The organism is Robiginitalea aurantiaca (assembly GCF_030380815.1).
Classification (GTDB): Bacteria; Bacteroidota; Bacteroidia; order Flavobacteriales; family Flavobacteriaceae; genus Robiginitalea; species Robiginitalea aurantiaca.
This window is the reverse complement of record NZ_JAUDUY010000003.1, coordinates 499910-517718: the sequence shown is the minus strand read 5'-3', so window position 1 is coordinate 517718 and position 17809 is coordinate 499910. Positions and strand designations below refer to the sequence as shown.

General features: G+C 48.0%; 11 protein-coding genes. All 11 read right to left on the bottom strand.

Annotated features, from left to right (window positions below; genetic code table 11):
* The 11 genes from QU605_RS08720 to topA all read right to left on the bottom strand — a co-directional run bounded on the left by QU605_RS08720 (nucleotide 1) and on the right by topA (nucleotide 17636).
* A complete protein-coding gene (locus QU605_RS08720) occupies nucleotides 1-1344 on the bottom strand; it encodes a TolC family protein (protein WP_289724903.1) in 1344 nt (447 codons plus the stop codon).
* The gene (locus tag QU605_RS08715; protein ID WP_289724902.1) at nucleotides 1341-4637 is read right to left on the bottom strand and encodes an efflux RND transporter permease subunit; all 3297 of its coding nucleotides are present in this window, start codon (nucleotides 4635-4637) and stop codon (nucleotides 1341-1343) included. The genes QU605_RS08720 and QU605_RS08715 overlap by 4 nt, the downstream gene beginning before the upstream one ends.
* Nucleotides 4638-4644: 7 nt before the next feature.
* Nucleotides 4645-5793 carry an efflux RND transporter periplasmic adaptor subunit gene (locus tag QU605_RS08710; RefSeq protein ID WP_289724901.1) on the bottom strand — a complete coding sequence of 383 codons (1149 nt, stop codon included), beginning with the start codon at nucleotides 5791-5793 and terminating at the stop codon, nucleotides 4645-4647.
* A 208-nt stretch (nucleotides 5794-6001) separates the two neighbouring features.
* Nucleotides 6002-7936, bottom strand: a complete 1935-nt coding sequence (locus QU605_RS08705; protein WP_289724900.1) for an ABC-F family ATP-binding cassette domain-containing protein — start codon at nucleotides 7934-7936, stop codon at nucleotides 6002-6004.
* 75 nt (nucleotides 7937-8011) lie between these two features.
* The gene (locus QU605_RS08700) at nucleotides 8012-9079 is read right to left on the bottom strand and encodes an NAD(P)/FAD-dependent oxidoreductase (RefSeq protein WP_289724899.1); all 1068 of its coding nucleotides are present in this window, start codon (nucleotides 9077-9079) and stop codon (nucleotides 8012-8014) included.
* 99 nt (nucleotides 9080-9178) lie between these two features.
* Complete coding sequence (gene porN, locus QU605_RS08695; RefSeq protein ID WP_289724898.1) at nucleotides 9179-10081, bottom strand: type IX secretion system ring subunit PorN/GldN; 903 nt, start codon at nucleotides 10079-10081, stop codon at nucleotides 9179-9181.
* 73 nt (nucleotides 10082-10154) lie between these two features.
* Nucleotides 10155-11723, bottom strand: a complete 1569-nt coding sequence (gene porM / locus QU605_RS08690) for a type IX secretion system motor protein PorM/GldM (RefSeq protein WP_289724897.1) — start codon at nucleotides 11721-11723, stop codon at nucleotides 10155-10157.
* A gap of 60 nt (nucleotides 11724-11783) precedes the next feature.
* Nucleotides 11784-12434, bottom strand: coding sequence for a type IX secretion system motor protein PorL/GldL (gene porL / locus QU605_RS08685; RefSeq protein WP_289724896.1), 651 nt, complete (start codon nucleotides 12432-12434; stop codon nucleotides 11784-11786).
* A gap of 87 nt (nucleotides 12435-12521) precedes the next feature.
* Nucleotides 12522-13880 carry a T9SS ring complex lipoprotein PorK/GldK gene (porK, locus tag QU605_RS08680; RefSeq protein WP_289724895.1) on the bottom strand — a complete coding sequence of 453 codons (1359 nt, stop codon included), beginning with the start codon at nucleotides 13878-13880 and terminating at the stop codon, nucleotides 12522-12524.
* Between the two features lie 117 nt (nucleotides 13881-13997).
* Nucleotides 13998-15155 carry a formimidoylglutamase gene (locus tag QU605_RS08675; RefSeq protein WP_289724894.1) on the bottom strand — a complete coding sequence of 386 codons (1158 nt, stop codon included), beginning with the start codon at nucleotides 15153-15155 and terminating at the stop codon, nucleotides 13998-14000.
* Nucleotides 15156-15179: 24 nt separating this feature from the next.
* Nucleotides 15180-17636 carry a type I DNA topoisomerase gene (gene topA, locus QU605_RS08670; RefSeq protein ID WP_289724893.1) on the bottom strand — a complete coding sequence of 819 codons (2457 nt, stop codon included), beginning with the start codon at nucleotides 17634-17636 and terminating at the stop codon, nucleotides 15180-15182.
* Nucleotides 17637-17809: the final 173 nt, after the last annotated feature.

The following is a 17809-nucleotide window of genomic DNA, read 5'->3' as shown; positions in this document are numbered from 1 at the left end:
TTAAAATTCAATATTGAGGAGCTCTCCGCTGACCTGCAGGAGTTGAAGCTCTGCGAGTTTCGCATTGTATTTGGCCTGGCTGCGGTCCAATTCAGCCAAAAGCAGATTCAACTGAGCCTGTCGGAACTCAATAGAGGAAATCTGTCCCAGTTCATAACGCTCTTTAGACCTGTTGAAGTTATTCTGATTGGTTTGAAGGTTTTTTTGCTGTACCCCAAGCACAAACAACGCATTCTGATAATTTCCCCAGGAATTCTGGATATCCCGGTCCACTTCAAGCGCCGTCTGTTTCCTGAACAGATCCTGGTTCTCAAAGTTAATGCGCGCATTCTTACTGTTGGTAATGGTACGCCCTCCATCGAATAGGTTCCAACTCAGGTTAATGCCTCCGCGCAGTGTCGTGGATGTATTTTGAAGCAGGAATGCGAGGGGGTTGTTGTTGGTGAGCTCATTCCACCCATATGAACCCGTAAGTCCCACCGTAGGAAGATACCCGCTTCGGGCAGCTTTCATATCATATTCGGAAATCAGAATGTCCTTTTCGGCCAAAAGCATTCGGACATTTTTCTCTTTGGCCCGTTCCCGGATCTCTTCCATTCTCAGGGAAGTGATAAAAGTTACGGTCGTATCGGCCTGGAAGGTCTCAGTAAGATCCCTGTTCAGGATGAGGTTTAAATCGCGCTTGGTATTGCGCAGCAGTTGTTGTGCGTTGAGAAGGTTTACACTGTCCGTATTGACGTTAACCTCCGCATTGAGCACATCCAGCCCTGTGTTCTGCCCGTATTCAAACTGGTAGCGCGCCCGTTCAAGCCGATTTCTAGATATGTCAAGGGTCTCGCGTAAGCTTGCATTATTCTCCTCCAGACGGGCAACTTCGTAATACACTGAGAAGAGCTGTAGCAGGGTTGTTTCAATGGTCTGCCTCACCTCCAGTTCCGACTGGGCGGACAATTCCTGAAACGCTTTGTAGTTGTAATATCTGCCAAGCCCGTCGAAGAGGACGTAATCCATATTGATGGATGCGTTGTATCTTCGGGTTTCCGCACCTTCTGCCGTCCTGGTTTCCCCATTTGCAAGCTGTCCTTCTGTATTTTGGCGGTCGATATTTCCTCCGGCCAGCCCGGTTAAAGTAGGTAGGTAGCCCGAATTGAGGATGTTGGCATTATTCCTATCGATTTCCCTCAGGTTTTCCGAAACCTGTATACCCAGGTTATTTTCCAGGGTAATGGAAATTGCTTCCTGTTTGGAAAGCACGGGTTCTGCTTCTTGCGGGTCGGACACCTGTCCATATGTGGCTATCTGGGAAAATGCCCAGCACAAAAGAATTGCATAGCAATGCTTCATGGAGCTTGTTCTTCTTGAAGGGTTGATTTTTTTTGTTTTCTTCGTGCAGGAGGCGTCGAAGATCTGTCCGAATTTTTAACCTCGGCCAATTCGCCTTCGAGGTTCTCCTGAGTTTTCATTTCCTTGATGACCCGCTCCACTTCTTCCCGGTCGATAACCTCTCCGGTCCAGAGCCACCTAAGACGTGCTTTTGCGTTGTTCACTACGGAGAGCAGCAAAGGCAGCATGATAAGTGTCAGAACGGTAGCTATCCCAATACCATAGGATATGGAAATAGCCATTGGCTTCAGGAATTGCGCCTGACGGCTTTTTTCGAGTAAGAGGGGGGCTAGTCCTGCAATTGTGGTCAATGAAGTCAGGAAAATCGCCCTGAATCGGGAACGACCCGCCTCAAAAAGTGCTTCGTCAAACTTCATTCCCTGTCGCAGGAAGGAATTGAATTTACCGATGAGTACCAGGCCGTCGTTTACCATAATCCCAATGAGAGCAATGATACCGAGGGCAGAGAGCACATTGATGGGGAAGCCGTGAATCACGTGACCCCATGCTACCCCTATGATACTGAAAGGGATCATAAGGATCAGGATTACCGGCTGACTGTAGGTTCTGAACGTGAAGGCGATTACCGCAAAAATCAAAAACAGGATAACGGGGAAAACCTTGTTTGCCGAGCTCGAGAGTTTCTGCGCTTCCCGGTTCTGGCCTTCGTAAGCCACGGAGAGTCCCGGATATCTGGAGAGGAGCTCAGGCATAAAAGTGTTCTGAACGTCGAGCAGGATTTCGGTGGCGCTTTCGTTCGGGTTTTCCATATCCGCTTCCACGCGAATTTCGCGCTGCCCGTCCAGGTGGCTGATGGATTCATCCCCCCGGGCAATAGAATATGAGGCGATTTCCGAAAAAGGGACACGCTGGCCTGTAGGCGTCAGGATACGCATATCATCCAGATCGGCTATAGAAGAACGATCCAGGCGATCGTACCGCACCCAAACCCTGATTTCATCCTGTCCCCGCTGGAATCGCTGTGCCTGTGCACCAAAAAACCCGGACCGCACCTGGGCCATCACTTGCTGTAAGTTCAGGCCGAGGGCATAGGCATTTTCTTTGAGCTCAATGTCAATTTCCTTGATCCCTTCGGGGTCGGTATCTGTGATATCTGTTAGCTTGGGATTGTTCTCCAGGTAAGACCGGAGTTCCTCCTTGGCCGCTTCGAGCTGGAGGTTGTCGTTGCCCAAAAGGGCTATAGAAATCGGACTTCCCCCGAAATTCCCTCCAGATCCAAAGGTAAGGCGCTCCACTCCGTACACCTCCCCTACTGCTTCCCTTATCGCATTGGTGATTTCGGGGCTGGAAAAATCGCGTTCCTCTCCCGGCAGGAGATTCACCCGAAGCGAAGCCTTATTATTCCCGGGGCCTACACGTTTGATAATATTTTCTACAACTGATTTTCCAGTAGACTGACGGCTGGTAAAATCCTCGTTCACCTTCCAGGCAGCATCCTCTACCCTGTTGATAATATCCGCGGTGATTTGTGGATTCGTCCCTTCGGGCATCAACAGGTTAATGGAGACCCGGTCACTGGCGATGCTCGGAAATATCGTTACCCGAATGACACCTGCGGTAATCGATGCAAAAGTGATCACCAGAAGGCCCAGGAAAATCGAAAAGGTCAGGAAGCGGTGTTTAAGGGTAAACCGCAGCGTTGGGCTGTACATCCTGTCCCTTAAATAGGACATGATGCGATCTCCCAGGACATTAAAGCCTCTCAGGCGATAGAATAGTTTATCAAAAAAGCTCTTCTCTTTCTTTTTATCCTCTTCCGTTTCCCGAACCAGGGCTTTGGAATGGGCGATGTGCGCAGGAAGAATGATCAGGGCTTCTACCAGTGAAACCGCAAGGGTGAGGATAACCACTACTGAGACCTCCCCAAAGAATTCCCCTATTCGGCTATCCAGGAAAAGAAAGGTGGAAAAAGCCAAGACGGTAGTGATGATGGCCGAAATAATAGGTGGAATTACCTCCATGGTACCATCTATAGCGGCTTGAATCGGGGATTTCCCCATTTCGTAATGCTGGTAGATATTTTCAGAGATAACAATCCCGTCGTCCACCAGAATCCCGATTACAATAATCATCCCAAAGAGGGAGAGCACGTTGATGGTCACACCCAGGGATCCGGCAAAAATAAACATCCCTAAAAAAGCTATAGGAAGACCAAAGGCTACCCAAAAGGCCAATCGTGTATTGAGAAAGAAAGATAAAAACAACAACACGAGGAGGATACCCATGGCCCCGTTTTCCATCAAAAGTTGCGTCCGCTGTTTCAGGGTAATGGAGCGGTCTGAGTCCACATCGAGGCGGACATTGTTTCGGGTCGCGTTAAAATCTGCGATATACGCATTGATTTTATCCGCCGTAGGTATGAGGTCCTCAGAATTGGTATTGCTGACTTCGATATTCACCGCCAGATTACCGTTGAAATAACTGGCATTAGGTGTTTCGGAAAACCGATCCCGGATCTCTGCGACATCCTTCAGGCGGATCGTATTTCCTGAAAAATCTGAACGCACCACAAGGTTGCTGAGTTCGTCACCGTAATAGGAGCGATTTTTTGCCCGGATCAGGTAATCCTCTTCCTCCGTTTTAATATTCCCACCGGTTGCCAGAATATTGGCCTGTCCGACTGCCTGCGCTACCTCCTGAAAGGTAAGGTCGTAAGCCAGGATATCCCTTTCCCTGACGGCAATTTCAATTTCTTCTTCCGGATATCCCGTTATCTCGATCTGGGATATCCCATCCATGGCACGCAGGTCGTACTCGATCTGGCGTGCAATCTGTTTTAGGGTTGACAGGCTTACGCCTTCGCCACTGAGGGCAAAACTGATCGTCGGTCGGATGGCTTCCTGTTTGGCGACCACCAGGGGTTCCATCCCACCCGGAAAATTCGGGACCCTGTCCACGGCATTTTTAACCTCCGTAAGGATCACATCTATATCTTCATCCTGATCGATTTCCACGGTAATACTACCCCCATTTTCGCGGGAGGTGGAGGTTACCCGCTCAATTCCCACAAGGCCCTTCAGATTGTCCTCTATCTTCAGGACAATACCTTCTTCAATTTCCTGGGGTGCGGCCCCGGGATAGTTGATGTTGATATTGATGATCTGGGAATCGATCAGAGGGAAAAAGGAAGAGGTCATGCGGGAAGCCCCAACAATCCCAAAGACCAAAAAGGCCAGGATGATGACGTTTACCGCCACATCATATTTGATAAAGTAACTGATGATGTTCCGCATCTCCTTACTAATTCTCTAGGTTCTGGCTTAAATCTTCCTGCTTCGCGTTCTCCTGGTACGGACGGACCAACATACCCGGATAGGCTCCGGGAACGGATCGGGATAAATAGACCGTACCGTTTTCTAGGCCTTTGAGTATTACTGTTTCATCGGTATAAAAAACTGGGGTTACCGGTGCGAGGTCGAGAATACTATCCCTTAGGATAAATAACTCGCCCCCTTCGGTGAGGAGCTTCCTTGGGACTTCAATGGCATTTTCCTCCTCCTTGCCCTGAATTGTGGCTTCGAGGTACATCCCTTCCTTAAGGCCCGGATCCGCCACATCTATAAAAACCGAGACCGTCTGGGATTGCTGATTTACGGCAGCATTGATTCTGGAAACCTTACCCTCATAGTTCTGGGTTCCTTCAAGATTTCTCAGAACCACCGATTTTCCTAACTGAAGGAAATCACTGTAGCTCTTGTTAACTGCCACTTCAAGTTCGTAGACGTTTGGATTGATAAAAACACCCAAAGACTGTCCGGGGCGAACTAATGTGCCCTCGGTCACCTGTGCCTCTGTGAGCACACCGGAAAACGGGGCTCTGATAATATATTTTGTCAATCGCTGCTCCAGGTTCCGTACATTGTAAAAAGTCGTGACAATATTACGGCCATTAATAAAGTAGCGTTCCTGTTCGGAGGTCATCTCCGGCAACTCCGGGGTTCGGCTCGTTACATCAAATGAGTCCAGGTAGGTTTGCCACTTGGGATAAATATCCGGATAGTCCAGGCGCAGATCCGGCATGGCAGCCGTGATCAGGTTGTAGAGATTACTTTTGGAGCTTTGAACACTGGCCTGATATTCGGAGGCATCAATTCGCAGAAGGACTTCCCCCCGCCTAAAAGATTGACCCGGCTTGAAGGGATGTGCACTACCCAAAAATACGCCCTGCACTTCAGCAAAAAGCGCTACCCGTTCTTTGGCAACGAGATTCCCATTGGCTTTAACCTGAATGGGTACGGCTGAGTTCCGGACCGTGTCTATAAAAACAGTTTTGACCTGTTTCACCGGAGCAGGCCTTTTCACCTTTTCTTTGGTAACCAATAAATAGGATACCCAGCCCGCCAGACAGAGCACTAAAACGCCCAAAACATAGAGTATAATTTTCCGCATATAGCCTTATTTCAGCTGTTTAGTGAATAAGACTGCAAAACTATCCATAAGTTTAGTCGGCCCCCGTTAAATAAATCATAAAAGCCCCACAGTACTCGACCAACGGGGTCGGTGGGAAGGATTCCTCATATGCCCAAAACAGGTTTAAGCCCATTCCGGGACTCACGACTTAATATAATTACGTAATAGAAAGTGTGCTGTTCCGCCCTCAGGCCTGTTCCGCCTCCTCTACTGCTCCGGTAAGTTCCTCCCATTGCTGCATGAGCTCCTCCAATTGGTCCTTTCGGGCCTGGTATCGGTCAAAAAAGCCGGTCTCAGAAATCGTCTGGTCGTAATTCATCAGGAGTTGATGATCAATTTCTGCAATTTCCGTCTCCAGCTCCTGAATCCGTTTCTCGACGCCACTGAGGCGATTCTTAAGGGATTTGAGTTTCTTCTGGTTCTGGTAATCATCGTTCTTCCCCTTTCGCTGGCTCGGTGCTGCATTATGAGCCATCGTGGTTTGAGGTTGTTTTTTTTCAACCTCACGAAAATCTGAGACATTGCGCTGGTCCAGGTAAAAATCGATGTCACCCAGAAAGGGTTTGATCTTTTCATCCCGGAATTCATAGACCATATTGGTAAGCCCCTGAAGGAAATCCCGGTCATGGGACACCAGGATGAGGGTACCCTCAAAATGCTGGAGCGCTTCCTTGAGGACCTTCTTAGATGGAATATCGAGGTGGTTTGTAGGCTCATCCATCACAAGCACATTAAATGGCTGCAGAAGCATCCTGGCCAGGGCCAAACGGTTGCGTTCCCCCCCGGAAAGCACCTTAACATACTTCTCTACTTCATCCCCCCTGAACAAAAAGGTTCCGAGTATGTCCCGGATCTTAGGGCGGCTCGTCTCAGTAGCGGCTTCCAACATGGTGTCCAAAACGGTGAGATTGCCATCGAGGTGATCTGCCTGATCCTGGGCAAAATATCCGAGCTTGACGTTATGGCCGAGTTTACATGTTCCCTTGTGATCCAATTCTCCAACCACAATGCGGGCAAGTGTTGTTTTACCCTGTCCGTTTTGCCCGACAAAAGCAATTTTACTCCCCCGTTCAATCAGGAGATCTACCCCGGATAAAACGGATTTCTCCCCATAACTCTTTGCCACTGAATCCAGTTCCAAAACTACCTTCCCCGGTTGTACGGAAATGGGAAAGCGCACGCGCATCACCTGATTATCTGCCTGGTCTACCTCAATGCGGTCCATCCGATCTAATTTTTTGATCAGGGACTGGGCCATGGAGGCCTTGGTAGATTTCGCCCTGAATTTTTCAATCAGGCGCTCGGCCTGCTGAATTTCACGTTGTTGATTTTTCTGAGCGCTGAGTTGCTGCTGACGTATCTCCTCCCTGAGGGTCAAGAATTCAGAATAGGGTTTGGGATAATCGTATATCCGGCCCAGGGAAATCTCTACGGTTCGGTTGGTAACCTGATCCAGAAACATCCGGTCGTGGGAAACCATCAGAACGGCTCCCCCAAACTGCCTTAAAAATTCCTCCAGCCAGAGGATGGAGTCAATATCCAAATGGTTTGTAGGTTCATCCAACAGGAGCAGGTCATTCTTTTGAAGAAGCAGCTTCGCCAATTCTATGCGCATGCGCCATCCACCTGAAAAAGTGTCGGTGAGTTTGTCGAAATCGGATCGCTGGAACCCAAGACCCAACAGCACCTTTTCAGTTTCGCCCTGATATTGGTACCCGCCTATGAGTTCGTATCTATGGGTCAGATCGCTAAGGGAAACCATGAGTTCGTGGTACCCCTCGCTTTCGTAATCTTCCCGGGTGGCGAGGGCTGTATTTATGCGTTCAAGTTCGCGTTCCAGATCTTTAATTTCCCCAAAAGCCTGGTAGGCTTCCTCCAGGACGGTAATTCCCTTCCGGAATTCCAGATCCTGTTTGAGGTAACCAATGGACATTCCCTTATCTCTGGAAATAGTCCCCGATCCGGGTTGCATTTCTCCACCCAGCAATTTGAGCAGTGTGGACTTCCCCGCACCATTTTTACCGATGAGTCCTACCCTGTCCCCCGGATTCAATCGAAATGAGATACCTTCAAAAAGGACTTCCCCCCCGAATGAAACTGAAACATCATGAACGTTTAACATGGATCTACTGCCTTTGGCATTCCCTTAAAATTCGGGAATCAGTGTGCAAAAGTCTTAAAAATTACCGGAATTCCCTCAGGCTTTTCTTTGCAACTCGTGAAAGCGTCCCGAGAATCGGTTGCAATCCATTGCCTGGGGCAATGGTTCCCCGTAAAGGATATTGCGGGTAAGGCAAAGCGCCGCGTACGGGCCAATCAAAACGCCCCTGGAGCCCATACCGTTGATCACAAATAGCCGCGTATATTCGGGATGGGTTCCCACCATCGGGCGACGGTCCGGAACGGTTGGCCGGATCCCAGCCCGCTGGCCGGTTACTTCAAAATCACATTGAAGTACTTTCCGCAATCCCTTCAAAAGCTTCTCTCTGGCCTCAGGGGTTGGATTTGGACTGTTGTCTTTGTGTTCATACGTGGCTCCGGCGAGGTATCGGTCATCCCCCAGGGGAATTAAAAAAATCCCCGCTTTGATCACTTGTGATTCCCGGAGATCGGGTGCGTGTATTTCCAGTAGTTCCCCCTTGGTCCCTTTGAGGGGAAGGTAGTTGAAATAAGGATTTTCCAGGAGGCCGAATCCTTCGGCGAAAATTACCCCATCAGCCTTTAATCCCTTGTAGGACAACTCGTTTTCCGGCGTGATGAGGTCCGGATACGCGAAGGCTTCCCGCTTAAGGCTGCCGATGGCTTCGAGATAATCCCGGTAGGCCCCGAGCATGAGGGAGGTATGAATCCGGCCAGTGTCCCGGACAGCCCCAAATCCATGGGGCGCCAGAACAGCCTGGTTGGTATTGGAGCGCAATTCTGTGGAGAGGTACTCCGACAGTCCGGCCTGGTCTGCGGCCTCAAACCAGAGGTTCTGTTCGCCAGCATTGGCAAATCGCCGGAGGACATCGAGTTTTTCATCAAAAACCACCTTGAGCTTTGCCTCCAGCTCCCTGTAAAAGGGAAGGGCTACTTCCATGAGTTTCTTCCCTTCCCAGGCCAAATTAAAGCGCTTTAAAACAACCGGATTGTAAAGTCCGCCAGCTACCATAGAAGCCTTTTGGGAGCTGTCGTCAAAGACGGTCACCCTTTGCCCTTCTCTTATAAGCATCTCGGTCATTGACATGCCCGCAAGACCTGACCCGACCACTAAATAATGTCCCATATGTCAAAGGTACTGAAGATTTGAGCAGAAGAAAGGGGTATAAAAAACAACCCCGGACAAAAGTCCGGGGTTGCAACTGTTTAGAATTGGAAAAGGGGGTTAGTATGCCCACATATCTTGTTCGCGATCTCGGATCGTCTCCTTGATACGCTTGGATTCCAATAACTGGAACAAGGCGTTGTCAGCGATATAATCCCTGATTTGCCGGTCTCCATGTACATTATCCTCTTTGTAAATCACGGCATTGTAGCGTCGGGCATTCAGCAACATGTCAAAAGAAATAGGCATGGCTGAGTTCCTCGAATTAAATACCTTGGCATCGTGAAGGATTTTACGGGCGCTGGGATACCATACCCAGAATAACTCTACCAACGCATCTTCAGGAGCCATGGACTCGTCATCGATAAAGTTTACATCAGGAGCTACCGGGGCAATCCCCAGCATACGGTACTTGAGTTCTCCCATTCGCTTGTCAAAATACCAGATACCCTTGATGCGGTATTCCACGATATCCGCTGCGTCGATTTCTCGGGTAGTGATGTACTCGGGAGAAAGGGCCTCGCCAGCGTTGATCTGCTCGTAACCAAGGTCGGTTGTATCCCTGAATTTCAACGTTGCCGTAAGATCCTCATACTTGCGCTTTTCCGTAAAGTAAGAGTCTACGTAAACATCCTCCAGATTCCCGTTTTGGATGTTTTTAATCAACACATGGTAGAGGGATCTTCTGTCCGATCCGATATCCACAGTGTCTGTTGGATAATACAAGGGGAAATTCACACGCTCATCGAGATCAATGGTTTCCCATATAGTCTTCGACCAAAGGATATCCCTGTCATCCACATACCCGTAATCCAGAGGCATATCGTTGTCGATATCCTTCTGAGACTGGGTGCGTATTCCAATTTCTTCCGGTTTTTTGGCATTCAGGATATTAGCCTGTGCAAATCCGGTAAGCGGGAGCATTGCTGCTGCACCAATTATAAAAATGTTTTTCCAATTCATTGTTTCAGTTTCTTAAAAACCGGTGCAGTCTGCCCGCAGGAGTACTGCACCGGATCTATTGATAAACACAATCTTACTGAGTGACCTCCACAACAACCGGAGATACTTTCTTCAACTTATAACTTCTATTATTCGTAATCTCAGCCTGGATGTCGAAAATCTGGATTGCATCCCCGCGTTTGGCCCGCTTAAGCGCTCCTTTAGCTCTGGAATCCAGTTTGTCTCCTTTTACATCTACTGTAGGTTGTCCAGGTACTTTGAACTTAAATCCTTGCACCTTGAGGTTCAGGTCAAAATCAAAGTCTTCCAAAACGGCCCCGATGGTTGAAATCTCCAGGTTCCGTCGCGGCATACGCACGCTTCCAGTTTCTCCCCGGATCGATCCGGTCGGTCTTGGAATATCCTTGATACGGAATTCAGACTTCGTTGAGATTCGCTGCCCATCAGGCAGGGTTCCGGAGGCTGTAATGGTAACCGTTCTTCCTTTGCCCGGGTTCATGATATAGTTACTTCCTTTACGCTTGGACAGACCCGAAGCAGAAGCACTAACCTTGTTGTCCGGAATTCCAGGAATGGAGATGGTCATCGGGTTTGAAACACCGCGATATACCACATTCATCTTATCAGCTGAAATAACAGCGGCATTTGGCTTGGAGATGGTCGAAAAAGAGTTCTTTACAGGTACTTCCTTTTCATTACCATCCTGCATGTAATAGAGGTTTCCAGTGATCTCATGGTCGCCGGCATTACCAGCTCCGATCAACATTTTAACACCTCCGTCCTGCAGTTCATAATCCCTGCCCTCGGTTAGTTTACGACCGTCCAGACTCAAATCTGCACGTACCGGCTTAGCCGACTTATCCGTTTTACCGAGAACAATACTTCCGTTGAATTTATCCCCGGAATAGAAGGCCGATTTTTCGGTCTCCAAAAGGGTAGAGAAATTCGTCAGGTTGATCTGCTCTGTCAATTCACCCTGCAGCATCGCTTTAAGGGCATCCTCTTCAGTTGCTTTAATATCCGACTGTAAAGCACTTAACTTAGTCAGGGAAGCGATCATTGGGAATCCTTCCACATGATAGTTCAGCCAGTCGACTTTAACACCGTCACGACGGGTGACTTTTCCATCAGCATCTCCAGTTTGAAAACGCTCGGACAATTCACCGGTTACATCGGGATATTTATCGCCAAGAATGGCAAGAACATTTGTGCGGTAGTCGTGGATCCGGCTCATGAATTCTTTACCTTCAGGAGATAAATTATCTCCCTGGAAGAATCGCTGATCCAGATAATCAGACTTGTCCATCACTTCATAATCCGTAGGATCTTCAATTTCAGCTACAAGGGATTTCTTGATTTCTTCGATATAATCGAAGTACTCCTGAGAAAGCACCTTGATCTTCTGAGCATCTTCATAAAGAGCGGCGTATTTCGTCGCGTCTTCAGATGCTTTGGTTTCCAGACCTTCGAGAAAAGCAGTGTTGCTTTCTGAGGCCTTAGCATTGGTAGCTTCCATCCGTTCGTTCAAAAGACCGAAAGCGGCGAGAACTTCCTTGCTCATATTGAGCGCCAGCATAGCGATGAAGATCAAATACATTAGATTGACCATCTTCTGACGCGGTGACAATTTTCCTGATGCCATTGTTTCTAATTAGTTGTTAGTAGTTAATTTGATTTGGGAATTGCTAAACAAACAACTTAATTAGTTCCTGTTCATTGCAGTCAGCATACCACCGTATACTCCGTTAAGGGAGGACAGGTTACTGGCCAGGGATTCCATTTGATCTTTAAGTGCTCCGGCATTCTGAACCACTTCCTCGTTGATGGAAGCCTGACGGCTGGCACTTTCAAGTTGAACTTTATAAAGACTGTTCAGGGACTCCATCTGAGTCGCTGCTTCAGACAATTCATCAGAATACTTCTGAGTCGATTCAATTGCATTGGCAGTAGGAGCAATTCCTTTGGCCGCACCTTCAAAATTGCGGATGCTCTCACCAAGACTACTCATCAGTTCTGAATCGATATTGGCTTCTTTAAGTAACTCGTCGAGTTTTCTGGAAAGCAATCCTTCAGCTTCCTCAGCTTCCTCGGCCTGATTCATACGACCCTGGTTCATTCCTCCAGAGAGTTCCGGGTAAACAAGGGACCAATCGTATTCGTCCTCTACAGGTTCGAAGGCACTGATTGCGAAAATAAGTGCTTCAGTTATAAGACCTATCGCAAGCAGGATTCCACCATTAAGCGGACCGAACTCCCAGTGAAGGATCTTAAATAGGGCCCCGATGATAACTACCGAAGCTCCAAGGCCATAGGCCATGTTAAAGAGTTTTTTTGTTGATTTTGACTGTGCCATAACTAAGGGTTTAATAATTAAGTTTAAAGTTAAAAATTGCAGGTTTGGTTAAGCTTTATTTTTGTATGTGTTACGTGTAATACTATATTATTGGGTCGCATCTTCCTCTCCCATGTAATCCTGTACAGTACGGAAGCCGATATAACTCCTGGCTGAATCCTTGTACTCGTAATCTCTCGTACTGACCTGTAGGAAGTACGCGACATCCTTCCAGGATCCACCCCGGATAATCTTACGGCTGTTGTCTTTAGAGTCAGCGTTCGGATTCATCGTGGAGGCGTAGTTATAAGAGCCCTGATAAAAACTGGAATTCGTCCATTCAGAAACATTTCCAGCCATGTTATAAAGGTTGAATTCATTCGGTTCGTAGGATTTCGCCTCTACAGTATAAAGGGCTGCATCTGCCGCATAATCCCCACGCTGTGGCTTAAAGTTGGCCATAAAGCATCCTGTGTCACTGATGACATATGGACCACCCCAAGGGTAAGTTCCACCTTCAATTCCTCCACGGGCTGCATATTCCCATTCCGCTTCTGTCGGGAGCCTGAACTGGTTTACAAACTGTCGGCCGCGATCGCGCTGGTCATCATTTTTAAACTTGGTTCTCCAGTGGCAGAACGCCTTGGCCTGAGACCAGGATACACCGACTACCGGATAGTCGCTATACGCGTCGTGCCAGAAATAGTCGTTGTGCATGGGTTCATTATAGGAATATTCAAAATCACGGATCCAAACTGTGGTATCCGGATAGACTGCCGTTTCTTCCTTACGGATAAAATCCCGGCGACGACCATCTTTGGAACGTGCAGCCGCTTCGATATCCATCCAGGCGTACTGGTATTTCAATTTGGTGACGTCTAAGGTCCGCTGACCGTTGTACGACTCGTCTTCAGGGAGGTACATAGAGTCCACCATTACTTCGGCGTAGTACTCATCCGGATACTCAGAAGTATCCCATACCAGGTCCTCGTCCCAATTCAGGGCACGTCCCTCGTAGTAATTGTCCCCGAGGCCGACATAATTGTCGAGCATGTACTTGTCGTACACGGATAGGTCTGCCGTATCGGCATCTTTAAAAGCATAAGCTCCTATTCCGTCATCTTCAGGACTAATACCAAGCTCATCCGCAAGGATGGCCAATTTGGTCCTGACTACAGAATCTTTGACCCATTCTACAAACTGCCTGTATTCGCTGTTTGTAATTTCTGTATCATCCATGTAAAAGGAACGCACAGTAACGGTCTTTGTCGGGGCGTTGAGTGCGTCGGCCATATCCTCTTCACTCTTTCCCATAATAAAAGACCCTCTGGGGATAAGCTCCATCCCGTAGGGTTTTTCCGGATGCCATTGTTTACCCTGCACTCCTACCAATTCTCCTCTGGTTTTGGAGCCACAACTGCTGAGTAAAAAAACAAACGCTATAGATGATAACAATAGCTTTTTCATACGTAAGGTTAATTTCAATTAAGACTTGTAAACAGAAATGTCAACGATTATTCACTAAAACTAAAAATTGAATAATTTATTGTACGATTCTGCCTGACGGCCATAAAAAAATTTGGTTTAGTTAAAGCCCTTTCGATAGGCTTTGAACCACCTTTCAGGTATATTCTGGTTGCAAGCATCCAAATAGTCCTGTTCGGTGCATGGTAATAACGCGGGGGAGTTTGATTTAGTATATACGACGGGAAGGTTTGGAACTTCTACCCACCATCTTTCGGAAAGAGCACTTTTAAAAAAAACAAGTTCCTCAGATTCACAGGGAACCAGGTATTTGGTAAAATCGGGATCCGATTCAACGGGCCGCTCGATAATACTGAAGTTATGTCCCTCCAGGAAGTACCAGATCATCTGGGCCACCAGTTGAAAAGACTGCATATTATTCTCAATCTCAAAGATACCGAGAAGGGAAATGGAATCTCCCATTCCGGCATAACGGGTTATGGCGCAAATTTCGCGACCTGTAAATCCATTGGGGGAAAAGGAATTTGCCTGACCCATCTCCATTGCCCTGACCGCACGGGCATCTATACTTACCAGGTGGGCGTTGCGAACCACAGGTTCAGCCAGAGAAATATCCTGTGCGATTTCGCCCAGGCGATACGCGTCAAAAAAAAGGCGATCCATCAGGTCGATTTCCTCCTGGGCATTGAAATAGGTCTGGTAACCCAGATTGGAGAAATTAAACAGGTTGTTGGGTTTATCCGTAATAATACGGCTCATATAGGTGTTGGAGGAAATGAGCTCGTCGGCTACCCCAAAATCGAACCTGGAATCCACTGAGACCAGATTGATCATATCCATGATCCCATCGAAAGCCCTGTAACACGGAAACGTCAGGTCCTGGGTAGCACCTATTATAATAGGTATGATTTTTTCTTCGAGGAGCGCCGCTGAAATTTCCTTCAGGACAAAATAGGTGTCCTCTACAGAGTCACCCTCTTCAATATCGCCAAGATCCAGGATTGAATGATCCCAATTTCCCTGCATCAACTTATAGAATTGCAGGCGGATTTCATCCAGATCCAACCTGTGGACTTTCTTCTCAAAGGCATTCCGGGATTCGTAAACACCGATTAGCGCAAAGGTGGCTCCTGCAAGGACGGGAAGTCCTTCCTGATCGGTATGTTTGTAGACGTGTTGCCCCAAAGCCTGAGAAGGCAACATTTCGCAGTGCGCCAGAACGCGCTTGCTTACGGGTTTTAAAAAATCAAATGCCATTAACGCCTACCCTGCACTTTAGGTTTACTTTTTCTTTTTTTTCTTTCCGAGAAGCTCGATTGCTTGTTCGAGACTTACACCCAGCGGGTCCACATCTTTACTCAAATCCACCTTAGTCTTGCCCTTGATGATCTGATGCCTGCCCCAACGTCCTTTTTCGATGCGGATTTTTTCCTCCGGCCATTCCCGAACCAGCTTTTCAGCCTCTTTTTTCTTTTTGGCCTCGATGAGTTCGGAAATATCAGCTTCCCCTAAATTGTCGAAGTCGTACTTCTTATTGACATTGATAAACATGCCATCCCATTTAATAAAGGGTCCGAAACGCCCTTTTCCACGGGTTACTTCCTTCCCTTCATACATGGCAATCGGGGCATCTGCCTTTTCCTTGGCCTCAATGAGCACTGCAGCTTCTTCCATGTCTATCTCAAAAACACTCTGCCCCGGTTCCAGGGAGACGAATTTTTTACCATACCTTATATAAGGACCGTAACGCCCCACATTGGCCTCCACTTCCTCACCCTTAAATTCACCCAGGCTCCTGGGAAGTTTAAAAAGGTCCATGGCCTCCTCATAGGTAATCGTGCCAATGGACTGGTGGGGCAACAGACTTGCAAAGAGGGGCTTATCCTCTTCATCTACCGTACCTATTTGTACCATGGGTCCAAAACGTCCGAGCCTTGCCGCAACCTGTCGGCCGGTTTTTGGGTCCTCACCGAGTACCCTTTCCCCGCTGGCGCGTTCCGCATTCTCTTCCACTTCTGCTACAATCGGATGAAAATCCTTGTAAAAATCCTTGAGTATAACCTGCCAGTCTTCCTCTCCGGTAGCTATATCATCAAAGTCCTTTTCAACCTTGGCCGTAAAATTGTAGTCCAGGATATTTTCAAAATGACTCACAAGAAAGTCATTGACGATCATCCCGATATCCGTCGGGACCAGTTTTCCTTTATCAGATCCTACGGTTTCCGTCAGGTTCTTTTCGGAAATCTTGGTCGACTCGAGGAGGAATTGCAGGTATTCCCTCGGACTGCCTTCAACACTGCCCTTCTCCACATAGCCCCTGTTCTGAATTGTCGAGATTGTCGGTGCGTAGGTGGACGGGCGTCCGATACCCAGTTCTTCTAACTTTTTAACCAGGGAAGCTTCAGTATATCTGTAGGGAGGACGTGAAAAACGCTGGGTTGCCGTGATGTAATCCGGCGTGAGCGCCTGTCCCGTTTTCAGTTCCGGCAACATGCCGTCCTGATCCTCCGAATCCTCCTCATCTTTACCTTCTAGGTAGACTTTGAGGAATCCATCGAATTTAATCACTTCTCCTTTGGCACTGAACTCTGCGCTGTTGCTGTCGTTTGAAATCCCCACCTGTGTGCGTTCCAAACGGGCGTCACTCATCTGGCTGGCAAGGGTTCGCTTCCAGATCAGTTCATACAGTCTGGCCTGATCCCGCTCCAGATTCGGACTCTGAAGGCTCATATCCGTTGGGCGAATGGCTTCGTGGGCCTCCTGTGCACCTTTGGACTTGGAACTGAACTTCCGGGTCTTACTGTAGGAATCCCCGTAATTGGTCACAATGGCGTTTTTAGCCGCCTCAATGGCTTCCCCGGAAAGGTTGACGCTGTCCGTACGCATATAGGTTATGAGTCCTGCTTCATAGAGCCTTTGAGCCACCTGCATGGTGCGGGAGACTGAAAAATACAATTTGCGTGAAGCTTCCTGCTGAAGGGTTGATGTTGTAAACGGCGGGGAAGGTGACTTGGTAGCCGGTTTGGTGTCAAGGGAAGACACTTCGAATTTCGCACCTTTTAATTCCTCCAGGAGTTTTCTCGCCTCTTCTGCAGTTCCAAAGGATTTACCCATACGGGCGGTAAAGGCCACACCTGCTTCGGTACGGAATTCGGCTACCACACGGAAACTACTTACCGGGGTAAAGGCTTCAATCTCCCGTTCCCGCTCTACGATCAGTCGTACGGCCACGGACTGTACCCTGCCTGCAGAGAGGCCGGGCTTAATTTTTTTCCAGAGTACCGGAGAGAGTTCATATCCGACAAGCCGGTCGAGAATACGCCTGGCCTGCTGGGCGTTGACCAGATTATAATCGATACTTCTCGGGTTCTCTATCGCTTTTTGAATGGCACTCTTAGTGATGGAGTTGAAAACAATCCTGCGTGTCCGGTCCGAATCCAGTCCGAGGGTTTCAGCCAGGTGCCAGGAGATGGCCTCCCCCTCACGGTCTTCATCACTGGCCAGCCATATTAATTCAGCCTTGGATGCCAGGTCTTTGAGTTTCTTAACCAGGGCCTTCTTATCGCTATCCACGACATACTTCGGCACAAAATTGTTATCTACATCCACCCCGAGTTCACGGGAGGGCAGATCTGCGATATGGCCAAAGCTGGAGGTCACCTTAAAGTCTTTACCAAGAAACTTCTCGATGGTCTTTGCCTTTGCAGGGGACTCTACAATCACCAAATTTTTGGCCATGTTTATGGATTTTGGAAAACAAAAGTAGGGCAATTTTCTGATTTCTGTATCTGCGGTCCCCGAGTCTTGCGAAATAACCCGGAAGACACCCCAGACTTCTTACAACAGATTTCCCTTATCTATTCCCGTGTTGATTACGCGGAAATATTGTGTATTTTGAGGGCTGAAAAAAC

Coding starts and splice junctions, on each gene's coding strand:
- QU605_RS08720 (WP_289724903.1), bottom strand. CDS start 1,344: ATGAAGCATTGCTATGCAATTCTTTTGTGCTGGGCATTTTCCCAGATA.
- porK (WP_289724895.1), bottom strand. CDS start 13,880: ATGAAAAAGCTATTGTTATCATCTATAGCGTTTGTTTTTTTACTCAGC.
- topA (WP_289724893.1), bottom strand. CDS start 17,636: ATGGCCAAAAATTTGGTGATTGTAGAGTCCCCTGCAAAGGCAAAGACC.
- QU605_RS08715 (WP_289724902.1), bottom strand. CDS start 4,637: ATGCGGAACATCATCAGTTACTTTATCAAATATGATGTGGCGGTAAAC.
- porN (WP_289724898.1), bottom strand. CDS start 10,081: ATGAATTGGAAAAACATTTTTATAATTGGTGCAGCAGCAATGCTCCCG.
- porL (WP_289724896.1), bottom strand. CDS start 12,434: ATGGCACAGTCAAAATCAACAAAAAAACTCTTTAACATGGCCTATGGC.
- QU605_RS08710 (WP_289724901.1), bottom strand. CDS start 5,793: ATGCGGAAAATTATACTCTATGTTTTGGGCGTTTTAGTGCTCTGTCTG.
- QU605_RS08700 (WP_289724899.1), bottom strand. CDS start 9,079: ATGGGACATTATTTAGTGGTCGGGTCAGGTCTTGCGGGCATGTCAATG.
- QU605_RS08675 (WP_289724894.1), bottom strand. CDS start 15,155: ATGGCATTTGATTTTTTAAAACCCGTAAGCAAGCGCGTTCTGGCGCAC.
- QU605_RS08705 (WP_289724900.1), bottom strand. CDS start 7,936: ATGTTAAACGTTCATGATGTTTCAGTTTCATTCGGGGGGGAAGTCCTT.
- porM (WP_289724897.1), bottom strand. CDS start 11,723: ATGGCATCAGGAAAATTGTCACCGCGTCAGAAGATGGTCAATCTAATG.